The sequence below is a fragment of the Pseudonocardia sp. P-1 genome (genome assembly GCF_058111925.1).
This window is the reverse complement of record NZ_CM176614.1, coordinates 32,901-59,683: the sequence shown is the minus strand read 5'-3', so window position 1 is coordinate 59,683 and position 26,783 is coordinate 32,901. Positions and strand designations below refer to the sequence as shown.

The 26,783-nt window shown below is 74.1% G+C and carries 24 protein-coding genes; 7 read left to right on the top strand and 17 right to left on the bottom strand.

The genetic code is table 11. The features are described from left to right. Positions 1–12: 12 nt before the first annotated feature. From AC0GKK_RS00290 to AC0GKK_RS00275, 4 genes are all read right to left on the bottom strand, one after another. Complete coding sequence (locus tag AC0GKK_RS00290) at positions 13–882, bottom strand: dioxygenase family protein (protein ID WP_489882875.1); 870 nt, start codon at positions 880–882, stop codon at positions 13–15. Continuing rightward, positions 879–1,676 carry a citryl-CoA lyase gene (locus AC0GKK_RS00285; protein ID WP_251782359.1) on the bottom strand — a complete coding sequence of 266 codons (798 nt, stop codon included), beginning with the start codon at positions 1,674–1,676 and terminating at the stop codon, positions 879–881. Before AC0GKK_RS00285 ends, AC0GKK_RS00290 begins: the two co-directional genes overlap by 4 nt. Beyond that, the gene (locus AC0GKK_RS00280; protein ID WP_482637634.1) at positions 1,673–2,824 is read right to left on the bottom strand and encodes a CaiB/BaiF CoA transferase family protein; all 1,152 of its coding nucleotides are present in this window, start codon (positions 2,822–2,824) and stop codon (positions 1,673–1,675) included. The genes AC0GKK_RS00285 and AC0GKK_RS00280 overlap by 4 nt, the downstream gene beginning before the upstream one ends. Positions 2,825–2,898: 74 nt before the next feature. Then, the gene (locus AC0GKK_RS00275) at positions 2,899–3,708 is read right to left on the bottom strand and encodes an IclR family transcriptional regulator domain-containing protein (protein ID WP_482637635.1); all 810 of its coding nucleotides are present in this window, start codon (positions 3,706–3,708) and stop codon (positions 2,899–2,901) included. Positions 3,709–3,836: 128 nt separating this feature from the next. Here AC0GKK_RS00275 and AC0GKK_RS00270 point away from each other — a divergent pair, with 128 nt between their 5' ends. After that, positions 3,837–5,258, top strand: coding sequence for an amidohydrolase family protein (locus AC0GKK_RS00270; RefSeq protein WP_489882874.1), 1,422 nt, complete (start codon positions 3,837–3,839; stop codon positions 5,256–5,258). On the opposite strand, the gene AC0GKK_RS00265 is transcribed toward AC0GKK_RS00270, so the two are convergent. Continuing rightward, positions 5,259–5,798: a class I SAM-dependent methyltransferase gene (locus tag AC0GKK_RS00265; RefSeq protein WP_346107188.1), complete on the bottom strand. Its 540-nt coding sequence runs from the start codon at positions 5,796–5,798 to the stop codon at positions 5,259–5,261. Positions 5,799–5,805: 7 nt separating this feature from the next. Further along, on the bottom strand, positions 5,806–7,107 hold the full coding sequence (gene hisS, locus AC0GKK_RS00260) for a histidine--tRNA ligase (protein WP_482637638.1): 1,302 nt from the start codon (positions 7,105–7,107) through the stop codon (positions 5,806–5,808). A gap of 137 nt (positions 7,108–7,244) precedes the next feature. Here hisS and AC0GKK_RS00255 point away from each other — a divergent pair, with 137 nt between their 5' ends. Then, positions 7,245–8,096, top strand: coding sequence for a peptidylprolyl isomerase (locus tag AC0GKK_RS00255; RefSeq protein WP_489882873.1), 852 nt, complete (start codon positions 7,245–7,247; stop codon positions 8,094–8,096). A gap of 39 nt (positions 8,097–8,135) precedes the next feature. Here the strand turns inward: AC0GKK_RS00255 and AC0GKK_RS00250 are convergent, their stop codons facing one another. From AC0GKK_RS00250 to ruvC, 8 genes are all read right to left on the bottom strand, one after another. After that, the gene (locus tag AC0GKK_RS00250; RefSeq protein WP_251782968.1) at positions 8,136–10,421 is read right to left on the bottom strand and encodes a RelA/SpoT family protein; all 2,286 of its coding nucleotides are present in this window, start codon (positions 10,419–10,421) and stop codon (positions 8,136–8,138) included. A 121-nt stretch (positions 10,422–10,542) separates the two neighbouring features. Further along, positions 10,543–11,118 carry an adenine phosphoribosyltransferase gene (locus AC0GKK_RS00245; RefSeq protein ID WP_208823688.1) on the bottom strand — a complete coding sequence of 192 codons (576 nt, stop codon included), beginning with the start codon at positions 11,116–11,118 and terminating at the stop codon, positions 10,543–10,545. After that, entirely contained in the window at positions 11,115–12,269 is a 1,155-nt protein-coding gene (gene secF / locus AC0GKK_RS00240) for a protein translocase subunit SecF (protein WP_251782353.1), read from the bottom strand. The genes AC0GKK_RS00245 and secF overlap by 4 nt, the downstream gene beginning before the upstream one ends. Further along, on the bottom strand, positions 12,266–14,011 hold the full coding sequence (secD, locus tag AC0GKK_RS00235) for a protein translocase subunit SecD (RefSeq protein WP_489882872.1): 1,746 nt from the start codon (positions 14,009–14,011) through the stop codon (positions 12,266–12,268). The genes secF and secD overlap by 4 nt, the downstream gene beginning before the upstream one ends. Positions 14,012–14,163: 152 nt before the next feature. Beyond that, positions 14,164–14,538 (bottom strand): preprotein translocase subunit YajC, encoded by a 375-nt coding sequence (gene yajC / locus AC0GKK_RS00230; RefSeq protein WP_062395704.1) that lies wholly within the window; start codon positions 14,536–14,538, stop codon positions 14,164–14,166. Positions 14,539–14,890: 352 nt separating this feature from the next. After that, positions 14,891–15,865 carry a Holliday junction branch migration DNA helicase RuvB gene (gene ruvB / locus AC0GKK_RS00225; protein ID WP_251782967.1) on the bottom strand — a complete coding sequence of 325 codons (975 nt, stop codon included), beginning with the start codon at positions 15,863–15,865 and terminating at the stop codon, positions 14,891–14,893. 95 nt (positions 15,866–15,960) lie between these two features. Then, positions 15,961–16,566: a Holliday junction branch migration protein RuvA gene (ruvA, locus tag AC0GKK_RS00220; RefSeq protein WP_062395706.1), complete on the bottom strand. Its 606-nt coding sequence runs from the start codon at positions 16,564–16,566 to the stop codon at positions 15,961–15,963. Positions 16,567–16,668: 102 nt separating this feature from the next. Then, entirely contained in the window at positions 16,669–17,319 is a 651-nt protein-coding gene (gene ruvC / locus AC0GKK_RS00215) for a crossover junction endodeoxyribonuclease RuvC (RefSeq protein ID WP_251782966.1), read from the bottom strand. 132 nt (positions 17,320–17,451) lie between these two features. Here ruvC and AC0GKK_RS00210 point away from each other — a divergent pair, with 132 nt between their 5' ends. From AC0GKK_RS00210 to AC0GKK_RS00200, 3 genes are read left to right on the top strand one after another with little or no spacing between them, the layout of a single operon-like run. Next, positions 17,452–18,600 carry an alpha/beta hydrolase gene (locus AC0GKK_RS00210; protein WP_405416785.1) on the top strand — a complete coding sequence of 383 codons (1,149 nt, stop codon included), beginning with the start codon at positions 17,452–17,454 and terminating at the stop codon, positions 18,598–18,600. After that, the gene (locus tag AC0GKK_RS00205; protein ID WP_405416783.1) at positions 18,600–19,199 is read left to right on the top strand and encodes an MOSC domain-containing protein; all 600 of its coding nucleotides are present in this window, start codon (positions 18,600–18,602) and stop codon (positions 19,197–19,199) included. The genes AC0GKK_RS00210 and AC0GKK_RS00205 overlap by 1 nt, the downstream gene beginning before the upstream one ends. Before the next feature lie 56 nt (positions 19,200–19,255). Further along, entirely contained in the window at positions 19,256–19,837 is a 582-nt protein-coding gene (locus AC0GKK_RS00200; RefSeq protein ID WP_405416782.1) for a hypothetical protein, read from the top strand. A gap of 28 nt (positions 19,838–19,865) precedes the next feature. Here AC0GKK_RS00200 and polA read toward each other — a convergent pair whose 3' ends face one another. Continuing rightward, the gene (gene polA / locus AC0GKK_RS00195; RefSeq protein WP_489882871.1) at positions 19,866–22,661 is read right to left on the bottom strand and encodes a DNA polymerase I; all 2,796 of its coding nucleotides are present in this window, start codon (positions 22,659–22,661) and stop codon (positions 19,866–19,868) included. 89 nt (positions 22,662–22,750) lie between these two features. Next, a complete protein-coding gene (locus AC0GKK_RS00190; RefSeq protein WP_208823674.1) occupies positions 22,751–23,500 on the bottom strand; it encodes a YebC/PmpR family DNA-binding transcriptional regulator in 750 nt (249 codons plus the stop codon). Between the two features lie 285 nt (positions 23,501–23,785). Between AC0GKK_RS00190 and AC0GKK_RS00185 the strand changes: the two genes are divergently transcribed. After that, positions 23,786–24,064, top strand: a complete 279-nt coding sequence (locus tag AC0GKK_RS00185; RefSeq protein ID WP_224402295.1) for a DUF1490 family protein — start codon at positions 23,786–23,788, stop codon at positions 24,062–24,064. Between the two features lie 40 nt (positions 24,065–24,104). Beyond that, entirely contained in the window at positions 24,105–26,285 is a 2,181-nt protein-coding gene (locus AC0GKK_RS00180) for a heavy metal translocating P-type ATPase (RefSeq protein ID WP_489882870.1), read from the top strand. Here AC0GKK_RS00180 and AC0GKK_RS00175 read toward each other — a convergent pair. Next, positions 26,169–26,732, bottom strand: a complete 564-nt coding sequence (locus tag AC0GKK_RS00175; protein WP_489882869.1) for a hypothetical protein — start codon at positions 26,730–26,732, stop codon at positions 26,169–26,171. The two genes, AC0GKK_RS00180 and AC0GKK_RS00175, sit on opposite strands and share 117 nt — an antisense overlap. Positions 26,733–26,783 lie beyond the last annotated feature (51 nt).

Sequence of the window (26,783 nt, the reverse complement as noted above, 5' to 3'; positions counted from 1 at the left end):
CGGTCCGGCGACCTACCCGGCGGGCTGGAGCACGAAGTCGTAGCGGGCCTCGTACCAGGGCACCTCGCTGTGCCCACCGTCCGGCGTCGGGCCGGGCTCGCGGCGGGTGAAGTCGACGACGAGCTCGCGCCTGACCCCGAACACGACGTCGGAGTCGAGGAACTCGGTGCCCTCCCGGAACAGGTGGGTGATCAGCGGCTCGTAGCCGGGCACGGCCAGCAGGAAGTGGATGTGCGCGGGCCGCATCGGGCTGATGTCGGTGCGCGAGACGAGGTCGCCGACGGGGCCGTCCATCGGGATGGCGTAGCCGAGCGGGGCGATGGTGCGCAGGCAGTAGCCGCCGTCGTCGCCGGTGGTGTACTTCGCGCGCAGCCGGGCCTCGTCGACGTCGAGCTGGGCCTCGTAGGTGCCGTCGGCGTCGGACTGCCAGACGTCGAGGACCGCTCCGGTCACCGGGGTGCCGTCGAGCGCGCGGACGCTGCCGTGCACGAACAGCGGGTCGCCGGGCAGCCCGTCGGACATGTCCTCGCCGGAGGCCTTCTCCGGGGATCCGTCGATGTGGAACGGGCCCAGCACCGTCGCCGGGGTGGCGGCCGGGTCGAGCCGGTGGTTCTGCTGGACGACGAGCATGGACAGCCCGAGCACGTCGGAGGCGAGGATGAACTCCTCGCGCTTGTCGTCGGAGATCTGCCCGGTGGCCGTCAGCCAGCGCACCGCGGCCATCCACTCGTCCTCGGTGAGACGGGTCTCGCGGGCGAAGTCGTGCAGGTGGCGCACCAGGGCGGTCATCAGCTCGGCGGTGCGCGGGTCGTGCGCGGTCGCCCAGCGCGCGACGGCGGCGTCGGTGATCGTGTCCTCGGTGACGGTGGTGGGCTGCGTCATCGCAGGTCTCCCTCGGGCTGGTACGGGTCGGGGTCGACGGACCGGTTGTGCAGGTCCACGGACAGGAAGATGTCGTTGGCGACGGGATGGCGCAGTTCCTCGGCGAGCTGGCCGATCAGGCCCGCGGTGCGGGCGAGCAGGGCGAAGCCGCGCAGCAGCTCCAGCGGCAGGCCGAGGTCGGCCAGCGCGGCGCCGCAGACGCCGGCGCCGTTGAGCGGCAGCGTCCGCCCCAGCACCTGCGGGTGCACCCGGCCGATCGCGGCGAACAGGCTCAGGTGCGGGCCGGTCAGCCCCTCCTGCGCGGCGATGGTGAACAGTCGTGGGGTGCGGGGGTCGCCGTCCTTGTGGACGTGGTGGCCGAGGCCCGGCACGAACCGCTTCGCGGCCCGCTGCGCGGTGACGACGTCGAGGGCGACGGCGTCCCAGCCGTCGTCGGTGGTGGGGCGCTCGGCGGGCAGGTGGTCGTGCAGGAACCGGCCGCAGTCCTCGGTCACGCCGAGGAAGCGCGACCCGCCCCCGAGCAGCCCGGCGGCGAGCGCGCCCTGCACCGAGTCCGGCGCGGACAGGTGGGTGAGCCGGGTGACGATCGCGGTCGGGGTGAACCCGTGGTCGGCCAGCGCGGCGAGGACGGCCTCGAACACGCGGGTCTCACCGGGGGTGGGGCGACGCTGGGTGGCGAGCCAGAACGCGAGCTCGCCGAACCCGACCTTCCCCATGACGTCGTCGGCGAGGTCGTGGCCGAGCAGGGTGATGGCGTCCTTCGACGAGGCGCCCAGGGCGGTGGGGTAGGTCATGAGTCGAGCCACTTCCGCAGGTCGGCGCCGTGCTCGTCGAGCCGCGGCGGAGGGAGCCGGTAGACGGCCGGGGTGGCGGAGAACCGGACCGGGTGCCGGGTGGTGGGCACCGCGCGGTCCCCCTCCCCGACCGTGACGACGGGATCGAGCCCGAAGCGCTCGGCCATCGCGAACCCGCCGTCGATGGTCTGGATCGGCCCAGCCGGCACGCCGGCGGCGGTGAGCAGCTCGAACCACTCGACGGCCCCCCGGGTCGCCAGCCGCTCGACCAGCAGCGGGCGCAGCTCCTCCCGGTTGACCGTGCGGTCGGCGTTGCGGGCGAAGCGGGGGTCGTCGGCGAGGCCGGGCACCTCGAGCACGCCGCAGAGCTTGCGGAACTGGGCGTCGTTGCCGGCGGCGACGATGAGGTCGTCGTCGGCGGTGGGCATCGGCTCGTAGGGGAAGACCGAGGGGTGGGCGTTGCCCATCCGGTAGGGCACCGTCCCGCCGGCGACCCAGGCGGAGCTGTGGTTGACCAGGCCGGTCAGCGCGGAGGACAGCAGGTTGACCTCGACGTGCTGGCCGGCGCCGGTGCGGTCGCGGTGGCGCAGCGCGGCGAGGACGCCGATCGCGGCGTGGTTGCCCGCCATCACGTCGAACACCGAGATCCCGGCCCGGTACGGCGGCCCGTCCGGGTCGCCGGTGAGGCTCATCAGCCCGGACATCGCCTGCACCATGAGGTCGTAGCCGGGGACGTGCGCGCCCGCACCGGAGCCGAACCCGGAGATCGAGGCGTAGACGACACCGGGGTTGTCGGCGGCGACGGAGGCGTGGTCCAGCCCGAAGCGGGCCATCCCGCCGGGCCGCAGGTTCTCGATGACGACGTCGGCGCGGCGGGCGAGCTCGCGGGCCGCGGCCAGGTCGCCGGGGTCGCGCAGGTCGAGCGCGATCGACCGCTTCCCCCGGTTGATGCCGAGGTAGTAGGTGGCCTCGCCGTCGCGCTCGGGCGGGGTCCAGGTGCGGGTGTCGTCGCCCGCCGGTCCCTCGACCTTGACGACGTCGGCGCCCATGTCCGCCAGCAGCATCGTCGCGTACGGCCCGGCCAGGATCCGGGAGAAGTCGGCGACGAGTACGCCGTCGAGCGGCCCGCCGGTTCCGGGTTCCGCCATCGGGGTCCCTCCGAAGTGATCGCTGTGCGGACGAGTGTCCGCCAGACGATCGTGGCCCCGGGCGCGGGCGGCGGTCAAGCCGTGGCCGACACCGTCACGTGCGGCGCGGAGGCGAGCCGGGCGAAGTCGGCGCTGATGTCGCCCGCGGCCTGCAGCAGCAGCGGCAGATGGTGTTCGAGCAGGGTCTCCAGCGAGGTCTCCGCGGCGTGGCAGTTGACGTTGACCCCGGCGACGACCCGGCCCTCGCCGTCGCGCAGCGGGGCGGCGACCGAGCGGATGCCCGGGGCGAGCTGCTCGTCGGTCAGCGCCCAGCCGCGGGCTCGGACCTCGCGCAGCTCGGCGTCGCGCTCGGCGGGCGCCGGGGCGTGCCGCGGGGTCAGCCCGGAGCGCGACGGCTCGGCCAGCACCCGTTCCAGCTCCCCGGGGGCCAGCGCGGCGAGCTGCACCTTCCCCAGCGACGTCGACGCGGCCGGGAACCGCGTCCCGATCTGCACCGACAGCGCGACGATCTTGGGCACCGCGACCCGCGCGACGTAGACGATGTCACTGCCGTCGAGCTGGGCGATCGAGCACGACTCGTGGGTCCGCGCGACGAGGCGCTCCAGGTGCGGCCGGGCGACGTCCCACAGCCCGGTCGAACGGACGTAGGCGACGCCCAGGTCCAGCACCCGCGGGGTGAGGGCGTAGCCGCGCTCGCCGGAGCGGACGTAGCCGAGCTCGGTGAGGGTGAGCAGCACCCGGCGCACGGTCGGGCGGGCGAGCCCGGTCGCCCCGGCCAGGTCGGCGAGGGTCATCTCCGCCCGGCCGGGCCGGAAGGCGGTGATCACCTCGAGACCGCGGGCGAGCGCCTCGATGAAGTCCGGGCCGGTCCCGTCGCGTGCCATGGGCCCACGGTAGCCGGACACCCCCGCGACCCGGCCGTTGACAGCACAAGAAGGGTGCGCGACAGTGACCGCCGTCCGTGCGATGTCCGCACAGCGGACGCTTGTCCGCAGGAACGAGGAGTGCGTCGATGAGCGTCGTCTTCCGCAACGGGACTGTCCTGACCGTGGACGCGGGCCGGACGGTCCTGTCCGGCCACGATGTCCTGGTGACCGGTGACCGGATCGCCGCGGTCGGGGTGGGCCTGGAGGTGCCCGAGGGCACCGAGGAGGTCGACGCGACCGGCGGGATCGTGATGCCGGGCATGGTCGACACCCACCGGCACATGTGGCAGACCTCGCTGCGCGGGTACGGCGCCGACTGGACGCTCACCCAATACTTCGTCTGGAACTACCTGGAGTGGGGGAAGATCTTCCGCCCGGAGGACATCCACGCGGGGAACCTGCTCGCCGCGCTGGAGGCCCTCGACGCGGGCGTGACCACGACCGTCGACTGGTCGCACGGCCTGCAGACCCCGCAGCACGCCGACGCCGCCGTCGACGCCCTGACCGCCACCGCGGGCCGGTTCGTGCTCGCCTACGGCAACATCCACGACGCCCCCGCGAACTGGACCGCCGACCCCGGGTTCCGCGAGTTCGTGTCCCGGCGCATCACCCCCGGCGACGACATGCTCGGCTTCCAGCTCGCCTTCGACGTCACCGGTGACCCCGCGTTCCCCGAGCGCCCCGCGTTCGAGGTGGCCCGCGAGCTCGGCGTCGGCGTCACCACGCACGCCGGGGTGTGGGGCGCGACCAACGACGACGGCGTCCGGCTGATGCACGAGCACGGCTTCGCCGGGCCGGACACCGTCTACGTGCACGCCGCGACCCTGTCCGCCGACTCCTACCACCGGATCGCCGCGACCGGCGGCTCGGTGTCGGTGTCCACCGAGAGCGAGCAGAGCGCCGGTCAGGGCTACCCGCCCACCTGGGCGCTGCGCGAGCACGGGATCCCGGTGTCGCTGTCGATGGACACCTCGATGTGGTGGAGCGCGGACCTGTTCTCGGCGATGCGCAGCACGCTGGGCGCCGACCGGTCCCGCGAGCACCTGGAGGCACACGCGCGCGGGGACACCGTCACCCACTCGTCGCTGCGGGCCGAGCAGGTCGTGGAGTGGGCGACCCGCGGCGGGGCCCGCGCGATCGGGCGCGAGTCCGACCTCGGCTCGGTCGAGGTCGGCAAGAAGGCCGACCTGGTGCTGCTGCGCAACGACCACTCACCGGTGTCGTTCCCGCTGCTCAACCCGCACGGTCACGTCGCGTTCCAGGCCCAGCGCGGCGACGTGCACACCGTGCTGGTGGACGGGCGCGTGGTGAAGCGCGACGGGCGCCTGGTCGACGTCGACCTCGCCGCCGCGCGGACCGCGGTCACCGCCACCGTCGAGCACCTGCGTGCCACGATGGGCGAGGCGGCCTGGCAGGCCGGGATGAACCCCGAGATCCCCGAGACCGAGGTCCTCGACAATCCCTACACCTACACCGACTATCGCAGCGCGGCCACGCACGGCGGCTGATCAGGCGGGGAGGCGGGCGACCAGGTGCGCCTCGCCGTCGCCCTCGCCGTGGGCGAGGACCTCGAGGCCGGCGAACGCGGCGGTCAGCTCACCGGGCACCGCCCGGAACGGGCCGCCCGTGTCGCCGACCTCGGACAGCACCGTGACCACCAGCAGCCCGCCCGGCGCGAGCGCGGCACGCAGCGCCGGGTACAGCGCCGGGTCGCGGAACCGCTGGCAGACGACGACGTCGTAGCGGTCGTCGTCGCGGGGGAAGCCGGCGTCGAGGTCGGCCTCCACCCAGCGCACCCGTACGTCGTGGCCGGCGGCCAGCCCGGCGCCCGCGGCGAGCCCGGCCGGGGACACGTCGACGGCGACGACGTCGAGCCCCTGCATCGCCAGCCACACCGCGACCGCGCCGCGCCCGCAGGCCACGTCCAGCGCCCGGCCCGAGGACGGGAGCAGGTCCGTGCGCCCGCGCAGCGCGTCCGGCGGGAGCGGCGACCCGGCCCCCGCGGCGGTGTGCCGGGCGTCCCAGCGTTCGCGGTCCGAGGCCGCCACCGCGGCCTCAGCCCGCCAGGGCGGTCACGACGGCGTCGGTGACCGCGTCGAGCGGGACGTCCTGCTGCTCGCCGGAGACGAGGTCCTTGAGCCCGACGGTGCCGTTCTCCAGGTCCCGGTCCCCCAGGACCAGCGCGAACCGTGCGCCGGACCGGTCGGCGGACTTCATCGCGCCCTTGAGCCCCCGGCCGCCGTAGGCCAGGTCGACCCGCAGGCCGCGTGCCCGCAGCTGCGCGGCGACCACGACCAGGCGGCGCTGCGCGGCGGCGCCGAGGGACACCCCGAACACCTCGACGCGGGCGTCCGACCAGGGCTGCACACCCTCGGCGCGGCAGGCGAGCAGCGTGCGGTCGACGCCGATGCCGAACCCGACGCCGGACAGCTCGGGGCCGCCGAGGGTCGCCATCAGGCCGTCGTAGCGGCCGCCACCGCCGATGCCGGACTGCGCGCCGAGGCCGTCGTGGACGAACTCGAAGGTGGTCTTGGTGTAGTAGTCCAGGCCGCGGACCATGCGCGGGTTCGGTGTGTAGGCGACGCCGAGGTCGTCGAGGTGGGCGAGCACCCGGGCGTGGTGGTCGGCGGCGGCGTCGGACAGGTGGTCCATCAGCAGCGGCGCGTCGGCCATCGCGGCGCGGACCTCGGGGCGCTTGTCGTCGAGCACGCGCAGCGGGTTGATCTCCGCCCGGGCCCGGGTCGCCTCGTCGAGATCGAGCCCGGCCAGGAACTCCTGCAGCAGCGTGCGGTAGGCCGGCCGGCACTCGGCGTCGCCGAGCGAGGTGATCTCCAGCCGGTAGCCGGTCAGGCCGAGGGCCTTGAAGCCCTCGTCGGCGATCGCGATGACCTCGGCGTCCAGGCCTGCGTCGTCCACCCCGATCGCCTCGACGCCGACCTGCTGGAGCTGCCGGTAACGCCCGGCCTGGGGCCGCTCGTAGCGGAAGAAGGGGCCCGCGTAGCGGAGCTTGACCGGCAGGCCCTGCTTGTCGAGGTTGTGCTCGATCACCGAGCGGACCACACCGGCGGTGCCCTCGGGGCGCAGCGTCACCGAGCGGTCGCCGCGGTCGGCGAAGGTGTACATCTCCTTGGAGACGACGTCGGTGGACTCCCCCACCCCGCGGGCGTAGAGGCCGGTGTCCTCGAACACGGGCAGCTCGATGTGGCCGTACCCGGCGCGCTCGGCGGCGGCGGCGAGGGTGTCCCGCACGTGCACGAACCCGGCCGAGGACGGCGGGAGGTACTCGGGGATGCCCTTCGGCGCGGCGAACGGCTCGGGCCTGCGGGCCCGGCCCACCTGCGGCTCGGTGGCGGTCACGGTTGCTGCACGTCCTCTCCGGGGATCATGTCGGGGGTCCTCCCAGCCTAGAACCGGTGTCTCTCAGCTTTCTCCCCAGGTCGCCCCGATACCCTCACCGCGCGTACGAGTGATCAAGTCAGGGAGTTGGGCGGGACGTGGCGACGAACGAGCAGCGCCGGGAGGCGGCCAAGCGCAAGCTGGAGGCGCAGCAGGCCCGCCGGGCGCAGCGGCAGCAGCAGCGCAAGCGGAACACGACGATCGCGGCCGTCGTGACGGTGCTGGTCGTGGTGCTGGCCGCGGTCGGGGTGTACGCGCTGACCTCGGCCTGGGGCGGTTCCGACGACGCCGGGCAGAGCGCCGCGGCGCCGGCGCCCGCCGGGGACGGCCCGGACACCGCCGGTCGGCCGACCGTGCCGCTGCCCACGCGCCCGACGGCGCTGCCGGCGTCGGTGGACTGCACCTACCCGACGTCCCCCGAGCCCGCCTCGAAGCCGGTGAACCCGCCGGCGGCCGGCTCCACCCCGGCCCAGGGGACGGTCACGGCGGACCTGCAGACCAGCGCGGGCCCGATCGACCTGACGCTGGACCGAGGACTGGCGCCGTGCACGGTCAAGAGCTTCGAGAGCCTGGCGCAGCAGGGCTACTTCGACGGGACCTCCTGCCACCGGCTGACGACCAGCCCGGGCCTGCAGGTGCTCCAGTGCGGTGACCCGAGCGGCAGCGGGCGCGGCGGCCCCGGCTACTCCTTCGCCGACGAGGTGTTCCCCGGCCTCACCTACGGCCGCGGGCTGCTCGCGATGGCCAACGCCGGCCCCGACACCAACGGCAGCCAGTTCTTCATGATCTACGGCGACGCCCAGCTGCCGCCGAGCTACACCGTGTTCGGCTCCATCGGCTCCGAGGGCCTCGCGACGCTGGACAAGGTCGCCAAGGGCGGCGAGTCCGTCGGCTCCGGTGACGGCGTGCCGAGCATCCCGGTCGAGATCCAGCGCACCACCCTCGGCTGACCGGCTACCCGGTCCGCCCCCGGGTGGGGCGGGCCGGGGTCAGGCCGCGCTGGTGACCCGGTAGACGTCGTAGACGCCCTCGATGTTGCGCACCGCATGGAGCAGGTGCCCGAGGTGCTTCGGGTCGCCCATCTCGAAGGAGAATCGGGAGATCGCGACGCGGTCGCGGGAGGTCGTCGTCGTCGCCGAGAGGATGTTGACCTTCTCGTCGGCCAGGACCTTCGTGACGTCGGACAGCAGCCGGTGCCGGTCGAGCGCCTCGACCTGGATCGCGACCAGGAACACCGACTCCGGCGACACCGACCAGGTCACGTCGACCAGCCGCTCCTCGCGCGCGGTGAGGTCCCCGGCGTTGGTGCAGTCGGTGCGGTGCACGCTGATCCCGCCGCCGCGGGTGACGAACCCGAGGATCTCGTCGCCCGGCACCGGGGTGCAGCAGCGGGCGAGCTTGATGTAGAGGTCGCCGAGGGCCTGCCCGTCCTCGCCGCTGACGACGACGCCGGCGTTGCCCGACGGACGCCGGTGGCGGACCGTCGACGGCGTCGCCCGCTCGGCGAGCTCCTCCTCGGCCTCCTCCTCGCCGCCGAACCACGCGACGAGACGCTGCACGACGTGCTGGGCGCTGGCCTGGTGCTCGCCGACGGCGGCGTAGAGCGCGGAGACGTCGGAGTAGTGCATCTCCCGGGCGAGCGCGGACATCGCGTCGCCGGAGATGAGCCGCTGCAGCGGCATCCCGGTGCGGCGGGCCTCCCGGGTGATGGCCTCCTTGCCCTCCTCGACGGCCTCCTCGCGGCGCTCCTTGGCGAACCACTGCTTGATCTTGGCCTTGGCCCGCGGGGACTTCGCGATCTGCAGCCAGTCCCGCGACGGCCCGGCGTCCTCGGCCTTGGAGGTGAAGATCTCCACGACGTCGCCGGAGGACAGCTGCCGCTCCAGGGCGACGAGCTTGCCGTTGACCCGCGAGCCGATGCAGCGGTGCCCGACCTCGGTGTGCACGGCGTAGGCCAGGTCGATCGGGGTGGAGCCGGTGGGCAGGGTGACGACGTCGCCCTTCGGGGTGAAGACGAAGATCTCCCGCGCGGCGAGGTCGAAGCGCAGCGAGTCGAGGAACTCGCCGGGGTCGGCGGCCTCGCGCTGCCAGTCGAGCAGCTGGCGCATCCACGCCATCTCCTCGACCTCGACCTCCTTGTTGCCGCCGCCCTTGACCTCCTTGTACCGCCAGTGCGCGGCGATGCCGTACTCGGCGGTGCGGTGCATGGCGTGGGTGCGGATCTGCACCTCGAGGGGCTTGCCGTCCGGCCCGATCACCGTGGTGTGCAGCGACTGGTAGACGCCGAACCGGGGCTGGGCGATGTAGTCCTTGAACCGCCCGGGCATCGGCTGCCACAGCGCGTGCACCATGCCGATCGCGGCGTAGCAGTCGCGCACCTCGTCGACGAGCACCCGGACCCCGACGAGGTCGTGGATGTCGTCGAAGTCGCGGCCCTTGACGATCATCTTGCGGTAGATCGAGTAGTAGTGCTTCGGTCGGCCCTCGACCTTGGCCGGGATCCGCGCGGAGTCCAGCTGCGCGGACACCTCGTCGATGACCTGGCGCAGGTAGGTGTCGCGCGAGGGCGCCCGGTCGGCGACCAGCCGGACGATCTCCTGGTACTTCTTGGGCTGCAGGATCGCGAAGGACAGGTCCTCCAGCTCCAGCTTCACCGTGGCCATGCCGAGGCGGTGCGCGAGCGGGGCGAACACCTCGAGGGTCTCGTTGGCCTTCTTGACCTGCTTCTCCGGGCGCAGGAAGCGCATCGTGCGCATGTTGTGCAGCCGGTCGGACAGCTTGATGACCAGCACCCGCGGGTCCCGGGCCATCGCGACGACCATCTTGCGGATCGTCTCGGCCTCCGCGGCGGAGCCGAACTCGACCTTGTCCAGCTTGGTGACGCCGTCGACGAGGTGCGCGACCTCGTCGCCGAAGTCGGCGCGCAGCCGCTCCAGTGAGTAGTCGGTGTCCTCGACGGTGTCGTGCAGCAGGGCCGCGACCAGCGTCGTGGTGTCCATGCCCAGCTCGGCCAGGATCGTGGAGACGGCGAGCGGGTGGGTGATGTAGGGGTCCCCGGACTTGCGGGTCTGGCCGTCGTGCTTGTCCTCGGCGACGTCGTAGGCGCGCTGGAGCAGCACCAGGTCGGCCTTGGGGTGCAGCGAGCGGTGGACCGCGGCGAGCGGCTCCAGCACCGGGGTCACGATGGCGACGCGCTGCGGCGTCATCCGCCGGGCGATGCGGGCACGGACCCGGCGGGTCGCGGACGGGCGCGGCGGCTCGTCGTCGGGCGTCAGCGGGCGCGTGGCCGGATGGGCGCCGGTCCGGTCGACCTCGGTCACCGCACCTCCTGCTCGTGCTCGGTGGCGGGAAGGGTCCCGGGTCCGAGGATAGTCCGCGAATCGGGGCCCGTCGTGGTCAGGCGTTCAGCAGGGCGTCGATCCGCAGGTCACCCAGCTTCGCCCGGCCGTTCAGCGCGGCCAGCTCCAGCAGCGTGCCGAACCCTACGACCTCGGCCCCGGCGTCGGCCAGCAGGGCGCAGGCGGCCGCGGCGGTGCCGCCGGTGGCGAGCACGTCGTCGACCACGTAGACCCGCGTGCCCGGCTCGACGACCCCGGCCGGCAGCTCCAGGGTGGCGCTGCCGTACTCCAGGTCGTAGCTGCGCGACGCGGCGACCGCGGGCAGCTTGCCCGCCTTGCGGACCGGCACGGTACCGACCCCGGCGACGAGCGCGACGGCGGCGCCGAGCAGGAACCCGCGCGCCTCCACCCCGACCACCAGGTCCGCCTCGCCCGCGTTGGCGGCCAGCTCGGTGGTGACGGTCGCGAAGGACTCCCCGTGCGCCAGCACCGGGGTGATGTCACGGAACAGCACCCCGGGTTGCGGGTAGTCGGGTACCGAGCGGACCAGCTCGGCGACCCGGAGCAGGTCGTCCGCGGAGTCCCCGGTGATCCCGGGCCCGACCCGGATGCCGTCGACCTGTGCCCCGCTCATCCGCGACGCCGTCCGGTCTTGCCGGTCGGGCGGGCGCCGGGCCGCGGGGCGGCGGGTGCGGAGGAGCTCACGGCGGCGAGGGTATCGGTGGCCGGATCGTCCTCGACGTCCGAGGCCGTCCCGCCCCGGCCGGCCGCGCGGGCACGACGTGCCTCGACCCGGGCAGCCTGGTCGCGGACCCGCTTGTCGCGCAGCTTGATGTCCACCAGGACCGGGGTGGCCAGCAGCAGCGAGGAGACGACACCGGTGATCATGCCGACCAGCTGCACCAGTGCCAGGTCGGCCAGCGTGCCGACACCGAGCAGACCGACACCGATCACGAGCAGGCCGAGCACCGGCAGGATCGCGATGAGCGAGGTGTTCATCGACCGCATCAGCGTCTGGTTCAGCGCGAGGTTCGCGGCCTCGGCGTAGGTGCGCCGGGTCAGCTTCAGCAGCCCGCGGGAGTTCTCCCGGACCTTGTCGAACACGACGACGGTGTCGTAGAGCGAGAACCCGAGGATGGTCAGCAGACCGATCACGGTGGCCGGGGTGACCTCCAGCCCGATGATCGAGTACACCCCGGCGGTCACGACGATGTCGTTGACGAGCGCGATCAGCGCCGCGGCGGCCATCGCCCGCTCGAAGTAGAACGCCAGGAACAGCGTGACCAGGACGATGAACACCGCCAGCGCGATCAGCGCCTGCGTGGTGACCTCGCCGCCCCAGGTGCCCGAGACCTGCGAGTCGCTGATCGAGGCGGCGCTCGGGGTGCCGTCCGCGCCGAGCGGCTGCAGCTGGGTGAACAGCGCCTCGCGCAGCGGCACGAGCTGCTCGGGGGTCAGCGGCTCGGACTGCAGCACGATGGACGCAGCGTCGCCGGACCCGACGGACTGGGTGACCTCGGGCGCGAAGCCGATCACGCCCTCGTAGACCCGGTCGACCTGCTGGGTGCTGATCGTGCCGTTCGCCCCGGTGGCGGGCAGCTGGATCTGCGAGCCGCCGGTGAAGTCGATCCCGAGGTTGAAGCCCCGGAAGACCAGCGACAGCACGCAGACGGCGATGAGCACGCCGAAGCCGATGTACCAGGTCTTCCGGCGGCCGATGATGTCGACGTTCGCGGTGCCGGTGGTGAGCCGGGTCCAGCCCGACAGCGACTCGGGGTTCGTCATGCGCCCGCTCCCTTCCCGGTGGTGGCCGCGCGCCTGCCGACGGCCGGCTTCTCACGGCGGTGCCGCGACCCGATCCGGTCGACCGCGGCGAGCCCGGACAGCCCGGGCCTGCCCAGCGACCTGGACCGGGAGATGAGCACGACCAGCGGGAACGTCACGAGGAACACGACGACGAGGTCGAGGACCGTGGACATGCCCAGGGTGAACGCGAAGCCGCGGACCTCGCCGACGGCCAGGATGTAGAGCACCGCGGCGGCGAGGAAGCTGACCGCGTCGGCGGTGAGGATCGTGCGCCGCGCCCGCTCCCAGGACCGCGGGACGGCCGAGCGGAAGGTGCGGCCGTCGCGCATCTCGTCCTTGAGCCGTTCGAAGAAGATGACGAACGAGTCGGCCGTGATGCCGATGGCGATGATGAACCCGGCGACGCCCGCCAGGTCCAGGGTGAACCCGATCCAGCGCCCGAGCAGGATCAGCACCGCGTAGACGACCAGGCCGGACAGGGCCAGCGACAGCATCGTCAGGATGCCGAGCAGGCGGTAGTAGAACAGGCAGTAGGCGAACACCAGCACCAGGCCGACGGCGCCGGCGATGAGCCCGGCCTCCAGCGAGGCCAGCCCGAGGCTGGCGGAGACGGTCTGGGCGTTGCCGGAGTCGAACGACAGCGGCAGCGAGCCGTAGCGCAGCACCTGGGCGAGCTGCTGGGCCCGGTCCTGGTTGAACTGCCCCGAGATCTGGGTCTGCCCGAAGATCGGCTGGTTGATCGTGGGGGCCGAGACGACGTCGCCGTCGAGGACGAACGCGACGTTCTTGCCGACGTTCTCGGTCGTGTACCGGCCCCAGATGTCGGCGCCCTGCGGCTTGAAGGTCAGCCCGACCACCCAGCCGACGCCCTGCTGGTTCTGCTGGGCCTGGGCCGAGGCGATCTCGGTGCCCTCGAGGAACGACGGGCCGAGCAGGTACTTGGTCTGCCCGTCCTCGCTGCAGGCGACCAGCGGCTTGGTCGGGTCGTCGTAGCCCTGCAGGGGGTCCGGTGCGCCGCAGTTCAGCGACAGCAGCGCCTGCAGCTGGGTGGCCTGGTCGGTGCTCTGCCGGGTCTCGCGGAGCTTCGTGACCTCGGCGGCGACGCGCGGGTCGTCCGGCGCGAGCCCGCCCGGGCTCGGCGTCGGGGACGGTACGGGTGTCGGTGGCGGGTCCTGCAGCGGCGAGACCTGCGCGACCGGCGCGACGGAACGGCTCTGCTCGCCCATGCCCTGCGGCTGCGCCGGGGCGGGGCTCGCGGGGGCCTGGCTCGCGGGGGCCTGGCCGGACTGCGCGTCCTGGCCCGGCGCGGGCTGTTGCCCGGCGGCCTGGTTCGCGGGGACGGGGCCCTGCAGCACCTCGCGGAAGCGCAGCTGCGCGGTCTGGCCCAGGGAGCGGGCCTGCTCGCCGGCGTCGCCGGGGACGGTGATGACGATGTTGCTGCCGTCCAGCTGGACCTCGGCGCCGCTGACGCCGAGCCCGTTGACGCGCTGCTCGATGATGTCCTGCGCCTGGATCAGCTGGTCACGCGGCGGTGGCTGCCCGTCGGTGGTGCGGGCGGTGAGCGTGACGCGGGTGCCACCCTGCAGGTCGATGCCCAGCTTCGGCGTGAGGTTGCCGCCCCCGGTGAGGAACACCAGTGCGTACAGCACCACGACGATGCCTGCGAAGGCCGTCAGGTAGCGCCAGGGGCGCACGTGCTGCTGCCCCGACGACGTTGCCACGTGATCGTTCTCCTGATCCGACTCGTGCGGCGGCCGCGGCCGGCCTCACGGTCGGTCGCCGTCCCACCGGGCCGGTGCGGCAGAGCCGCGGCCGGGCCCGGTACGGACGCCGAGGCCGCCGGAACGGGCCGCCCGGCCCGTTCCCGACGTGCTCAGTGGATCGTCGGCTTGTTCTCCGACGCGTCCTTGTCGGCCGGCTCGGCGACGGTCTCCTCCGTCGCCTCGTCGGTCGCGACCTTCTCCCGGATCGCCGCACGCAGCCAGGTGGTGACCACGCCGTCGGCGATCTCGAGGTCGATCGTGTCCTCGTACGAGGCGTCGACGATGGTGCCCCGCAGCCCGGACGTGGTGACGACGACGTCGCCGTCCTCCAGCGCCTGCTGCATCGCCTGCGTCTCCGCCATCTGCCTGCGCTGCTTGCGGCCGTTCAGGAACAACGGCACGAACAGCAGCAGGATGATGAGGAACGGCAGCAGGGAGAAGATGCTCGAGCCGCCACCGGCCTGCTGGGCGAGGATTGAAGTCATCGTGCGGGGTCTCCGTCTCGTCTCGTAATCGTGAGTGTGCCAGCCGGGACCGACACCGACGGCCGGCCCCCTCCCGGAGGCGGACCGCTCGTCGCAGTGCGACGGGCCGAACGGCGTCACCCGGGGCCCGCCGGCTGCCCGACACGCCCCGGAACGAGCCGGACGCCCGGATCGTTCCGGTACGCCCGCATCAGGACGCCCGCCGGGCACGCGGTGTCCGGAGGACTCCGCGCGGTGTGCGGACACCAGGGTGCCCGTGGTCCCGGCCGGGCGGTGCCCGATCCGTTCGGTCCGTCCGGATCCTCCCATGTGAGGCGGCCCGCGCACTCCGGTGCCCCGACGGCACGCCGGGTCAGAACAGCGGGTCGACCCGGTGCCCGGCCGGTGCGTCCGCGGGTGGGGTCAGCCCGAGGTGGGTCCAGGCCAGCGGGGTCGCGACCCGCCCGCGCGGGGTGCGGGCGATCATCCCGGCCCGCACCAGGTAGGGCTCGCAGACCTCCTCGACGGTCCCCGGCTCCTCCCCCACGGCGACGGCGAGGGTCGAGACGCCGACCGGGCCGCCGTGGAAGGAGCGGACCAGCGCGCCGAGCACGGCGCGGTCGAGCCGGTCGAGGCCGAGCTCGTCGACGTCGTAGACGGCCAGCGCGTCGCGGGCGACCTCCCGGGTGACCACGCCGTCCGCGCGGACCTCGGCGTAGTCGCGGACCCGGCGCAGCAGCCGGTTCGCCACCCGCGGGGTGCCGCGGCAGCGCCCGGCGATCTCGGCCGCGCCGTCCGCGCGCAGGTCGATGCCGAGGATCCCGGCGGCCCGGCGGAGCACGCGGTCCAGCTCGGGGACGTCGTAGAACTCCATCTGCCCGGTGAACCCGAACCGGTCACGCAGCGGACCGGTCAGCGATCCGGCCCGCGTCGTGGCTCCGACCAGGGTGAACGGTGCGACGTCGAGCGGGATCGAGGTGGCACCCGGGCCCTTGCCGACCACCACGTCGACCCGGAAGTCCTCCATCGCGAGGTAGAGCATCTCCTCGGCGGGGCGGGCGGTGCGGTGGATCTCGTCGATGAACAGCACGTCGCCGGGCACGAGGTTGGACAGCATCGCGGCGAGGTCCCCCGCCCGCTCCAGCGCGGGGCCCGACGTCAGCCGGATCGCGGCGCCCATCTCCTGGGCGATGATCATGGCGAGGCTGGTCTTGCCGAGTCCGGGTGGGCCGGACAGCAGGATGTGGTCCGGCGGGTCGCCGCGGCGCCGCGCGCCCTCCAGCACCAGCTGCAGCTGCTCGCGGACCCGTGGCTGCCCCACGAACTCCTCCAGCGACCGGGGCCGCAGCGACGCCTCGACGTCGGTGTCCCCGGGCTGGACCCCGGCATCGACGGCGCGCTCGTCGAGATGCCCGTCGACCCCGGCGTAGGGGTCGGGCTCGGTCACCGCGACCTGCCGAGGCTCGACAGCGCGGTCCGCAGCAGGTCCCGGGCGTCGGTGTCGGGGGCGTGGGCCAGCACCGCGTCCACGGCCTGCTCGGCCGGGCGCTGGGTGAAGCCGAGCCCGAGCAGCGCCTCGACGACCTGCTCGCGCACCCCGAGCACCGGGGCCGGCGCGGCCGCGACCGCACCCGCGGGCACCGCGACGGGCGCGGTCACCTTGTCGCGCAGTTCCACGACCAGGCGCTCGGCGCTCTTGCGCCCGACGCCGGGGATGCGGGTGAGGACGGCGAGGTCACCGTCGGCGAGTGCGCGGCGCAGCGTGTCCGGCTCCAGCACCGCGATCGTGGCGAGCGCGAGCCGCGTCCCGATCCCGGACACGGTCTGCAGCAGCAGGAACAGCTCGCGCTCCTCGGCGTCGGCGAACCCGTAGAGGGTCAGGGAGTCCTCGCGCACCACCAGCGTGGTCGGCAGCCGGGCCTCCTCGCCGCGACGCAGCCCGCCCAGCGTGGCGGGCGTGGCGTACACCGCGAGCCCGACCCCGCCGACCTCGACGACGGCGTGGTCCAGCCCGATCTCCAGCACCGGACCGCGCACCGAGTGGATCACTGACAGGTCCCCCTCCCACGAACGACCGTTCGAGGCACCGACGCTACCGGGCCACACCGACGGAACCGCACGCGACACCACGCCACCACCGGGCGAGACGGGTCAGCGTGCGCCCCAGCCGCCGGCGGACCGGGCGTCGGCGGCCGCGCGGGCCGCGGCCCACTGCTGGGCGGCGCTGGGCCGGGCGCCGCCCTGCTCCCGCTGCGCCTCGGCGAGCCGGGCCCGGTGCACCGCGGCCAGCTCCTCGGCGCGGGCCTGCGCCTGCGCCATCCGGTCGATCATCGGGGAGCGCCAGCAGTGGCAGATGGCCAGCGCGAGCGCGTCGGCGGCGTCGGCGGGCTTCGGGGGTGCGTCGAGACCGAGCAGCCGGGTGACCATCGCGGTGACCTGCGCCTTGCCCGCGCGGCCCTCCCCGGTGACGGCGGCCTTGACCTCGCTGGGGGTGTGGAAGGCGACCGGCAGCCCGGCCCGTGCGGCGACGAGCGCGACGACCCCGCTGACCTGCGCGGTGCCCATCACGGTGCGGACGTTGTTCTGGCTGAACACCCGCTCGACGGCGATCACGTCGGGGCGGTGCCGGGCCACCCAGCGCTCCACCTCGTCGGCGACGGTGAGCAGCCGCCGTTCCAGCGGCAGGTCCGGCTGGCTGCGGGCGACACCGACGTCGACGAACCCGACGGTCCGGCCCGCACCGGCCTCGACGACGCCGATCCCGCACCGCGTCAGTCCGGGGTCGACCCCGAGCACCCGCACCGCGTCCCCCTCGCCTCGGATCCGCACGGCCGTTCGAGAACCGTACCGGTGGAGGCGGTCCCATCCGGTGCGGGCACGCCGGACCGGCGGGTCCGGGCCGGGCCGGGCGGACCGGGATGACAGGGTGCGCGGGTGACGTCGTTCCTCCGGATCCTCGCGTGGGTGTGGGCCGCGCTGCTGCTGGTCGTGCTGGTGGGGACCTTCCGCCCCGAGACCCCGGGGATCGGGCTCGCGGGGTCGTTCCTGTCGGGCGCGTACCCGCTGCACGTGGCCCTGGCTGCGGTGCTGGGGATCCTGTTCGGGCTGGCGGCGCGGGCCGCGGGTGCGCGGTTCACCGGAGTCGCGACGGCGGTGCTCGCGCTGGCCGCGGTCGTCGGGTCGGTCACGGTGCTGGCCGCGCAGGGCCGGGCCGCGTCCGAGCAGGGCGTCCCGCTGGACTGGACGGCGACGCTGACCGAGCTGGGCCAGCCCGACGGGCGGCCGGACCGGTCGGTGGAGTTCGCCCCCGGCCGCACGCTGGACCTCTACCTGCCGACCGGCGCCGGTCCGCACCCGACGATGGTGTGGGTGCACGGCGGGTCGTGGACGAGCGGGGACCGCGGCGACCGCACCGCGCTGAACCGGTGGCTCGCCGAGCGCGGCTGGGCGGTCGCGGCGGTGGACTACCGGCTGCCGCCGCCCGAGCCCGTCGGCCGCGACCAGCAGCGCGACGTCGCGTGCGCCGTCGACTGGGTCCGCGCGCACGCGGGCGAGGCGGGTCTGGATCCCGCGCGGCTGGTGCTGGCCGGGCAGTCCGCCGGCGCGACGCTGGCGCTGTCGACCACGTCCGGGCTGCTCGACGGGACGCTGGCGTGCTCCGAGGCACCGGCCGCGTACGGCGGCACCGGCCCGGCCGACGCCCCGCCGCCGACGCCCGGCCCGCCGCCGGTCGGCGTGGTCGCCTACTACCCGCCCGTCGACCTGACGCTGGTCGACCCGGATCTGCAGCGCACCCTGTTCGGCGGCACCGCCGACCAGGCTCCGGGCCTGCTGCGGCTGCTCTCCCCCGCCGAGCAGGTCCGCCCGGGGCTCCCGCCGACCCTGCTGCTGCTCGGCTCCGCGGACCACTACGTCCTGCCCGACCGGGTCGCCGCCTACGACCGGGAGCTCCGCTCCGCGGGGGTCGACGGCAGGCTGGTCACCGTCCCCTACGCCGACCACGTCTTCGACCGGCCCTTCGGCAGCCCGGGCGCGCAGCTGACCCGGGAGGCCGTGATCCGGTTCCTGACCGGGCTGAACTGATGCGGGTCGAGGTCACCGCCCTGCTGGCCGCGTCCCGGCACGCCTACGAGGGCAGGCCCGCGGACGGGCCCCGGCCCGACCCGGAGCCACCGCTGCGCCGCGAGGTCCGGGTCCGTGCCGGCCACGGGATCGTCGGCGACCGCTACGCCGGCCGCCCGGCCCACGCCCGCGCCGCGGTGACCCTCCTGGCCGCGGAGTCGCTGGACCACCTGCGCGCGGTGCTCGGCGACGCCGTCGACGCGACCCCGCAGGCGATGCGGCGCAACGTCGTCCTGCGCGGCGCCCCGGTCGACGCGCTCGCCGCACCGGGCCGCGGCGGCACCGGCGCGCTGTTCGCCCTGGATTCCGGCGACGGGCCGGTCCGCTTCCGCGCGCACCGCGCCGCCGCACCGTGCCGCTGGATGGACACCGAGATCGGCGACGGCGCGTGGGCGGCGCTGCGCGGCCGGGGCGGTGTCCGCTGCGAGCCCCTCGACGACGGCGTGCTCCGCCTCGGGTCGGCCGAGCTGACGATCCTGGAACCGGCGACAGCCGTACCGCCGGACGCCGGGCACGGACCGTCCGGCGGGATGTCCCCACCGTCCGCCGCGACGACGTAACAGCAGGTGGGAGGTTCGCGACGCTACCGGCGTCGGCCCCGGAGGAGGTGACGCCGATGCCCCTGGTCCCGCACCCCCGCCGCCCCGACGAGCCAGCGGCCGCGCCGGCGCAGGCGGGCGTCGTCGTCCACCGGGGGCTGCCCGGGGACCGGGCGACCTGGGCGCGCCGGGCCGGCCGGATCGGCGGGCTCCTGGTCGCCCTGGCCGACGCCGAGTCCGGCGGGCTGGAGCTGCCCGCGTCGCTGGCCGGGCGCCGTGCGCTGTGGGCGTGGTCGCGTTCCGCGGAACGCGCGGTCGCCGCGGCGGGCGACGCCGACGCGGTCGTCGTGATCCACACCGACGACGCCGACGTCCTCGCCGCCGCCGGACGCGACCTGGCCGCGGTGCTGCGCCACGAGCGCGACACCCTCCGCGCCGCCACCCCCGGCGACGCCCCGACCGGCGCCACGGCCCGGACGGACCCGGACGGACGGATCTGCGCGATCCTGCACGCCGCGGCCCGCCGGCAGGACGTCGCGGTGGAGCAGCTCGTCGCCGAGCTGGGCCGCGCCGCCCGGGTCCTCGCGCCCGGACACCTGCGCCACCACTCCGGAGCCGGGTACGGCGCCGCCCCCGCACCGGGAACGGTCGCCGGCTGACCCCGCCCCCTGGGGGCCGGGGCTCGGATCAGTGCGCCGCGGCGTCCCAGCTGCGGCCGGAGCCGACCGACACCTCCAGCGGCACCGACAGGTCGGCCGCGGCCGCCATCTCCCGGCGCACGAGCGCCTCCAGGGTCTCGCGCTCGCCGTCGGCGACCTCGAGGACGAGCTCGTCGTGCACCTGCAGCAGCATCCGGCTGCGCAACCCCTCGGCCTGCAGCGCCCGGTAGACCCCGAGCATCGCGACCTTGATGATGTCCGCCGCGCTGCCCTGGATCGGGGCGTTGAGCGCCATCCGCTCGGCCATCTCCCGGCGCTGCCGGTTGTCGCTGGTCAGGTCGGGCAGGTAGCGCCGCCTTCCCAGGATGGTGGCGGTGTAGCCGTCCTTGCGGGCCTGGTCGACGACTCCCGCGAGGTAGTCGCGCACCCCGCCGAACCCGGCGAAGTAGTCGTCCATCAGCCCCTTCGCCTCCTCGGTGGAGATCCGCAGCTGCCCGGACAGGCCGTAGGCCGACAGCCCGTAGGCCAGGCCGTAGTTCATCGCCTTGATCTTGGCGCGCTGCTCGGGCGACACCTCGGTCGCCGCGACGCCGAAGACCCGGGCGGCGGTCTCGGCGTGGAAGTCGTGCTGTGAGCGGAAGGCCTCGATCAGCGCGGCGTCCTCGGACAGGTGGGCCATGATCCGCATCTCGATCTGGCTGTAGTCCGCGGTGAGCAGCTCCGCGTACGGCGCGCCGTCGGGGCCGGACCCGACGACGAACGCGTCCCGGATCCGGCGCCCGGCGGCGGTGCGGATCGGCACGTTCTGCAGGTTCGGGTCGGTCGAGGACAGCCGGCCGGTCGCGGCGATCGTCTGCGAGTAGGTGGTGTGGATCCGGCCGTCCTCGGCGACGGACTTCATGAGCCCGTCGACGGTCACCTTGAGCCGGGTCGCGTCCCGGTGCTGCAGCAGGAACTGCAGGAACGGGTGCTCGGTCTGCTCGTGGAGGCTCGCCAGCGCGTCCGCGTCGGTGGTGTATCCGGTCTTGGTGCGCTTGGTCTTGGGCATCTCCAGCTCGTCGAACAGCACGACCTGCAGCTGCTTGGGCGAGCCGAGGTTGATCTCCTTGCCGATCACCTCGTAGGCCTGCCGCGCGGCCTCGCGGACCTGGGCGCCGAAGTCCGACTCCAGGTCGGACAGGGTCTCACCGTCGACGGCGATCCCGGCCGCCTCGCAGTCGGCCAGCACGAACGCCAGCGGCAGCTCCAGGTCGGCCAGCAGCTCGCTGCCACCCCGCTCGGCGAGGTCGGCGTCGAGGGCGTCGGCGAGCTCGGCGATCGCCGAGGCCGCGAGCATCTCCTGCTCCGCGGCCCGGGTGTCGGCCTCCTCCTCACCGCCGAGCAGCGACAGCTGCCCGTCGGCCGGCTCCTCGGTGCGCAGCTCGCGACGCAGGTAGCGCAGCGCGAGATCGGCCAGGTCGAACGTCCGCTGCCCGGGCTTGGCGAGGTACGCGGCGAGCGCGGTGTCGCTGGTCAGCCCGCCCAGGGTCCAGCCCCGCGCCCGCAGCGCGTGCAGCACCGCCTTCACGTCGTGCGCGGCCTTCGGCACGGACGCGTCGGCGAGCCAGTCGCCCAGGGCCGCCTCGTCGTCCGGGGTGAGGCCGGTCAGCGCGAGGTAGCCGGCGGCCGGGACACCGGCGGTGGCGCCGGCCGCCCGCTGCTCGACGGTCGGCTCCCCCGTGGCGAGCGCGATCCCGTCGAGGTCGCGCCCGGCGATCGGGCCGGTGACCCCGGCGAAGCTCACCGCGACCCGACGCCCGTCGCGGGCGTGGGCGTCGAGCCAGGCCCGCACCGCGCCGGGTGCGACGACCTCGCCGGAGACCTCGAAGCCGGACTCGGCCTCGGGCTCGGCGGAGGACAGGGTGGAGAACAGGCGCTCGCGCAGCACCCGGAACTCCAGCTCGTCGAACAGGCGGTGCACCGCGTCGCGGTCCCACGGGCGCAGCTCGAGCTCCTCGGGGGCGGCGCCGAGGTCGACGTCGCGCACCAGCTCGGTGAGCTGACGGTTGAGCAGCACGTTCGCCAGATTGGCCCGCAGGTTGTCCCCGGCCTTGCCCTTGACCTCGTCGACCCGGTCGGTGAGCTCGGCGAGCGAGCCGAACTCCCGGACCCACTTGGCCGCGGTCTTCTCCCCCACCCCGGGGATGGAGGGCAGGTTGTCCGAGGGGTCGCCGCGCAGCGCCGCGAAGTCCGGGTACTGGGTCGGGGTGAGCCCGTAGCGCTTGTCGACCTCGGCCGGGTCGATCCGGCCGAGGTCGGACACGCCGCGCTTGGGGTACAGGACGGTGACGTCGTCGGTGACCAGCTGGAACGCGTCACGGTCGCCGGTGGTGATGAGCACCTGGTAGCCGCGCTCCTCGGCCTGGGTGGCGAGAGTGGCGATGAGGTCGTCGGCCTCGAACCCCTCGACGGCGAACACCGGGATGTTCAGCGCCGCCAGGACCTCCTTGATGAGGTCGATCTGGCCGCGGAAGTCGTCCGGCGTCGACGAGCGGTTCGCCTTGTACTCGGCGTAGCGCTCGGAACGGAACGTCGTGCGCGACACGTCGAAGGCGACCGCGAGGTGGGTCGGCTCCTCGTCACGCAGCAGGTTGATCAGCATCGAGGTGAAGCCGTAGACCGCGTTCGTGGTCTGCCCGGTACCCGTGCGGAAGTTCTCCGCGGGCAGCGCGAAGAACGCCCGGTAGGCCAGGGAGTGGCCGTCGAGCAGCAACAGGCGTGGCTTCGCCGGTGCCTTCTTCTTCGCCGAGGCCGACTTCTGGGTGCCCTGCGTCGCTGTGCTCATCGGCGGCGAGTCTAGAACCGACCCCCGACAGTGAACGCGGCCGCGCCCCGGGTGGGGACGCGGCCGCGTACGGACCTGCCGGGGCAACCTCAGCCGACCTCGGCCATGACCTCGTCGGAGACGTCGAAGTTGGCGTAGACGTTCTGGACCTCGTCGGAGTCCTCGAGCGCCTCGATCAGCTTGAAGACCTTCTTCGCACCGTCGGCGTCCAGCTCGACCTGCATCGACGGCACGAAGACCGCCTCCGCGGAGTCGTAGTCGATGTCGTTCTGCTGGAGCGCGGTCCGCACCGCGACGACGTCGGTCGGCTCGGAGACGACCTCCCAGCTCTCGCCGAGGTCGTTCACCTCCTCGGCACCGGCGTCGAGGACGGCCATCAGCACATCGTCCTCGGACAGCTCGGCCTTCGGCAGCACCACGACGCCCTTGCGCTGGAACAGGTACGCCACCGACCCCGGGTCGGCCATGGTGCCGCCGTTGCGGGTCATGGCCGTCCGGACCTCGGTCGCCGCCCGGTTCCGGTTGTCGGACAGGCACTCGACCAGCACCGCGACCCCGTTCGGGCCGTAGCCCTCATAGGTGATCGTCTGGTAGTCGGCGCCGCCGGCGTCGGCACCCGAACCACGCTTGACCGCACGGTCGATGTTGTCGTTCGGGACCGAGCTCTTCTTCGCCTTCTGGATGGCGTCGTAGAGCGTCGGGTTGCCGTCGGGGTCACCGCCGCCGGTCCGGGCCGCGACCTCGATGTTCTTGATCAGCTTGGCGAACATCTTGCCGCGGCGGGCGTCGATCACGGCCTTCTTGTGCTTGGTCGTCGCCCACTTGGAGTGACCGCTCATCGGCTCGTCTGCCCACCTCTCGTGCTCGCACCGCGCACGCGACGCGCGGTGAGGGGCAGGTCCGACGCCCCGCAGCGCGAGCTGCGGTCGGGTCGACCTGCGGGAACCCGTCAATGCTACCGACGACGCGGCTCCGCGCCGGGCCGGGCCCGCGCGCACCCCCCGTCACCGACACATGCATGATCGACTATGCTTCGCCACCACGTCCCGCCGGGAACCGGCGCGGACTACTCTGACAACCGTTATCGGCACCTGCACCGGGTGCCGGTCGCGAGAGGAGCGCACGTGTTCGGAGCAGTGGCAGGCAAGGCCGTCGGGCTCGTCGTGAGCGGGCTGGCCGGCGCGGTCGCCTACGACGGCGTCAAGAAGGTCGCGCGCTCCGGCGCCGTCCGCGAGGCCGCCGTCTCGATGACCACCTGGGGCCTCAAGGGCGCCCGTGCCGCCGAGACCGGCGCCGAGAAGGCCCGGCTGGCGACCGCCGACATCGTCGCCGAGGCCCGCGGCCGCATCGGCGAGGAGGCCCCCGCCCCGGGCAACGGCCACGGGCACGGCCACGAGCACTGATCCCGGCCCTCCGGGCACGACGAGCGAGACGAGCGAGACCGTGAGCACCGACACCGCCGGCCCGGACGCCACCGTCCTCAGCGACGCCGCGGGCCGCATCCGCTTCGCCGTCCCGGCCCTGCGCGGGCGGACCGCGCTGGCCGTGGCCGTCGAGGACGAACTGGACCACGTCGGCGGGGTGCGGCAGGTGCACGCCTACCCGCGCACCGGCAACGTCGTCGTCTGGTACCGCCCGGGCTGCGACCGGGTCGAACTCGTCGAGGCCATCGGCAAGGGCCTCGGCGCCGAGCCGGAGGCCACCGCGGCCCGCACCCCTCGCTCGGCCGACCAGCACAACGGGGAGCTGGCCCGGCTGGTCGTCGGCGGGGTCGCGCTCGCCGCGCTCGGCTTCCGCCGTTACGCGCTGCGCCGCCCGCCGCTGCTCGGGCCGGCCAGCCGCACCGTCGCCACCGGCGTCACGATCTTCACCGGCTACCCGTTCCTGCGCGGCGCGCTCCGCTCGCTGGCCGGCGGGAAGGGCGCGGGTACCGACGCGCTGGTGTCCGCGGCGACCGTCGCCAGCCTCGTGCTGCGCGAGAACGTCGTCGCGCTGACCGTGCTGTGGCTGCTCAACATCGGCGAGTACCTGCAGGACCTCACGCTGCGCCGCTCCCGGCGCGCGATCTCCGAGCTCCTGACCGGCGCCACCACCCGCACCTGGACCCGGCTGGCCGACGGCACCGAGATCGAGATCGACATCGCCGACCTGTCGGTGGGCGACGAGGTCGTGGTGCACGAGCGGATCGTGCTCCCGGTCGACGGCGAGGTCGTCGCCGGCGAGGGCGTGGTCGACCAGGCCGCGATCACCGGCGAGCAGCTGCCCGTCTCGGTCGCCCCCGGGGCCGTCCTGCACGCCGGGTCGGTGCTGCTGCGCGGCCGGATCGTCGTGCGCGCCACCGCCGTCGGGCAGGACACCGCGATCGGGCGGATCATCGACCGGGTCGAGCAGGCCCAGGGCGACCGCGCCCCGATCCAGACCGTCGGCGAGAACTTCTCCCGCCGGTTCGTGCCGGCCTCGTTCCTGCTCTCGGCGCTGACCCTGGTCGTCACCCGCGACGTGCGGCGCGCGATGACGATGCTGCTCATCGCCTGCCCGTGCGCGGTCGGCCTGTCCACCCCGACGGCGATCTCCGCGGCGATCGGCAACGGCGCGCGGCGCGGCATCCTCATCAAGGGCGGCGCGCACCTCGAGGCGGCCGGCCGGGTCGACGCGGTGGTGTTCGACAAGACCGGCACGCTCACCCAGGGCCGCCCGGTCGTCACCAACGTCATCTCCTTCCACGACGACTGGGCGCCCGAGCAGGTCCTGGCCTACGCCGCGTCGTCGGAGATCCACTCCCGGCACCCGCTGGCACAGGCGGTCATCCGCTCCACCGAGGAGCGGCGGATCGAGATCCCGCCGCACGAGGAGTGCGAGGTCCTGCTCGGCCAGGGCATGCGGGTCCAGGCCGACGGCCGGGTACTGCTGATCGGCTCACGCGACCTGCTCCGCGCCCAGGGCGTCACGGTCCCGCGCAAGGCGGCGGACTGGGTGCGGCGACTGCAGAAGGCCTCGGAGACCCCCCTGCTGCTCGCCGTCGACGGCGCGCTGGTCGGCCTGGTCTCGCTGCGCGACACCGTGCGGACCGAGGCCCGCGACGTGCTGGAGCGGCTGCGCGCCGACGGCGTCACCCGGATCGTCATGCTCACCGGCGACCACCCGCAGACCGCGAAGGCCGTCGCCGAGGAGCTCGGCATCACCGAGTACCGCGCCGAGGTCATGCCCGAGCAGAAGCAGGACGTGGTCCGGGCGCTGCAGGCGCAGGGCCACACCGTCGCGATGATCGGCGACGGCACGAACGACGCCCCCGCGCTGGCGCTGGCCGACATCGGGATCGCGATGGGCGTGGCCGGGACCGACGTGGCGGTCGAGACCGCGGACGTCGCCCTCGCCGCCGACGACCTCCACGCGCTGCTCGACCTGCGTGACCTGGGGCGGCGCTCGATCACCCTGATCCGGCAGAACTACGGCATGTCGATCGCGGTGAACGCGGCCGGGCTGCTGGTCTCCGCCGGCGGGGCGATGTCACCGGTGGTCGCGGCGATCCTGCACAACGCCTCCAGCGTCGCGGTCGTCGCGAACAGCTCCCGGCTGATCCGCTACCGGATCCCCGCCGGCGCGGACGACCGTCGTCGAGGGTGAGGTCGTCCGGTAGAAGGCCCGGGCGGCGGGGTGGAAGAGCAGCACGACGGCGGCGATCACCTCGGCCACGTGCAGCCCGCGCAGCGCCGCCGCGACGAGCTCGGGCGCGGTCGCGGACACCAGGAACAGCCCGACCGAGCCCCCGTCGGCGAGGGCACGCACCGGTTCGACGACCAGTGAGGCCGTCCCGAGCACACCGAGCACGCCGAGGACGGTCCACCGGTACACGCCGTGCCCGGAGCGCAGCTGCAGCACGACCACGCCCAGGACCAGGTAGATGCCGGCGCGGACGGCCAGCTCCCCGGTCGCGGGCGGCACCGGTGCGGCCAGCCGGACCAGGGACTCGGCGAGCCCGGCCAGGATGGCGCCGAGCCACAGCGCGACGCTGAGGCCCACCGCGGAGGGCAGGACGGGGCGCGACCCGCTGGGCACGACGGTGGTGGTCATGCTCTCCAGGGTCCCCGCGCCGGGCCGGCCGGCCCACACGGCGCTCCCCCC

What these genes read in the sequence shown, in the direction of transcription:
- AC0GKK_RS00175 (WP_489882869.1), bottom strand. Translation starts at nt 26,732, where the DNA reads ATGACCACCACCGTCGTGCCCAGCGGGTCGCGCCCCGTCCTGCCCTCC.
- AC0GKK_RS00280 (WP_482637634.1), bottom strand. Translation starts at nt 2,824, where the DNA reads ATGGCGGAACCCGGAACCGGCGGGCCGCTCGACGGCGTACTCGTCGCC.
- AC0GKK_RS00290 (WP_489882875.1), bottom strand. Translation starts at nt 882, where the DNA reads ATGACGCAGCCCACCACCGTCACCGAGGACACGATCACCGACGCCGCC.
- AC0GKK_RS00200 (WP_405416782.1), top strand. Translation starts at nt 19,256, where the DNA reads ATGCCCCTGGTCCCGCACCCCCGCCGCCCCGACGAGCCAGCGGCCGCG.
- secF (WP_251782353.1), bottom strand. Translation starts at nt 12,269, where the DNA reads ATGACGAACCCCGAGTCGCTGTCGGGCTGGACCCGGCTCACCACCGGC.
- AC0GKK_RS00205 (WP_405416783.1), top strand. Translation starts at nt 18,600, where the DNA reads ATGCGGGTCGAGGTCACCGCCCTGCTGGCCGCGTCCCGGCACGCCTAC.
- AC0GKK_RS00190 (WP_208823674.1), bottom strand. Translation starts at nt 23,500, where the DNA reads ATGAGCGGTCACTCCAAGTGGGCGACGACCAAGCACAAGAAGGCCGTG.
- AC0GKK_RS00285 (WP_251782359.1), bottom strand. Translation starts at nt 1,676, where the DNA reads ATGACCTACCCCACCGCCCTGGGCGCCTCGTCGAAGGACGCCATCACC.
- polA (WP_489882871.1), bottom strand. Translation starts at nt 22,661, where the DNA reads ATGAGCACAGCGACGCAGGGCACCCAGAAGTCGGCCTCGGCGAAGAAG.
- AC0GKK_RS00245 (WP_208823688.1), bottom strand. Translation starts at nt 11,118, where the DNA reads ATGAGCGGGGCACAGGTCGACGGCATCCGGGTCGGGCCCGGGATCACC.
- yajC (WP_062395704.1), bottom strand. Translation starts at nt 14,538, where the DNA reads ATGACTTCAATCCTCGCCCAGCAGGCCGGTGGCGGCTCGAGCATCTTC.
- AC0GKK_RS00270 (WP_489882874.1), top strand. Translation starts at nt 3,837, where the DNA reads ATGAGCGTCGTCTTCCGCAACGGGACTGTCCTGACCGTGGACGCGGGC.
- AC0GKK_RS00275 (WP_482637635.1), bottom strand. Translation starts at nt 3,708, where the DNA reads ATGGCACGCGACGGGACCGGCCCGGACTTCATCGAGGCGCTCGCCCGC.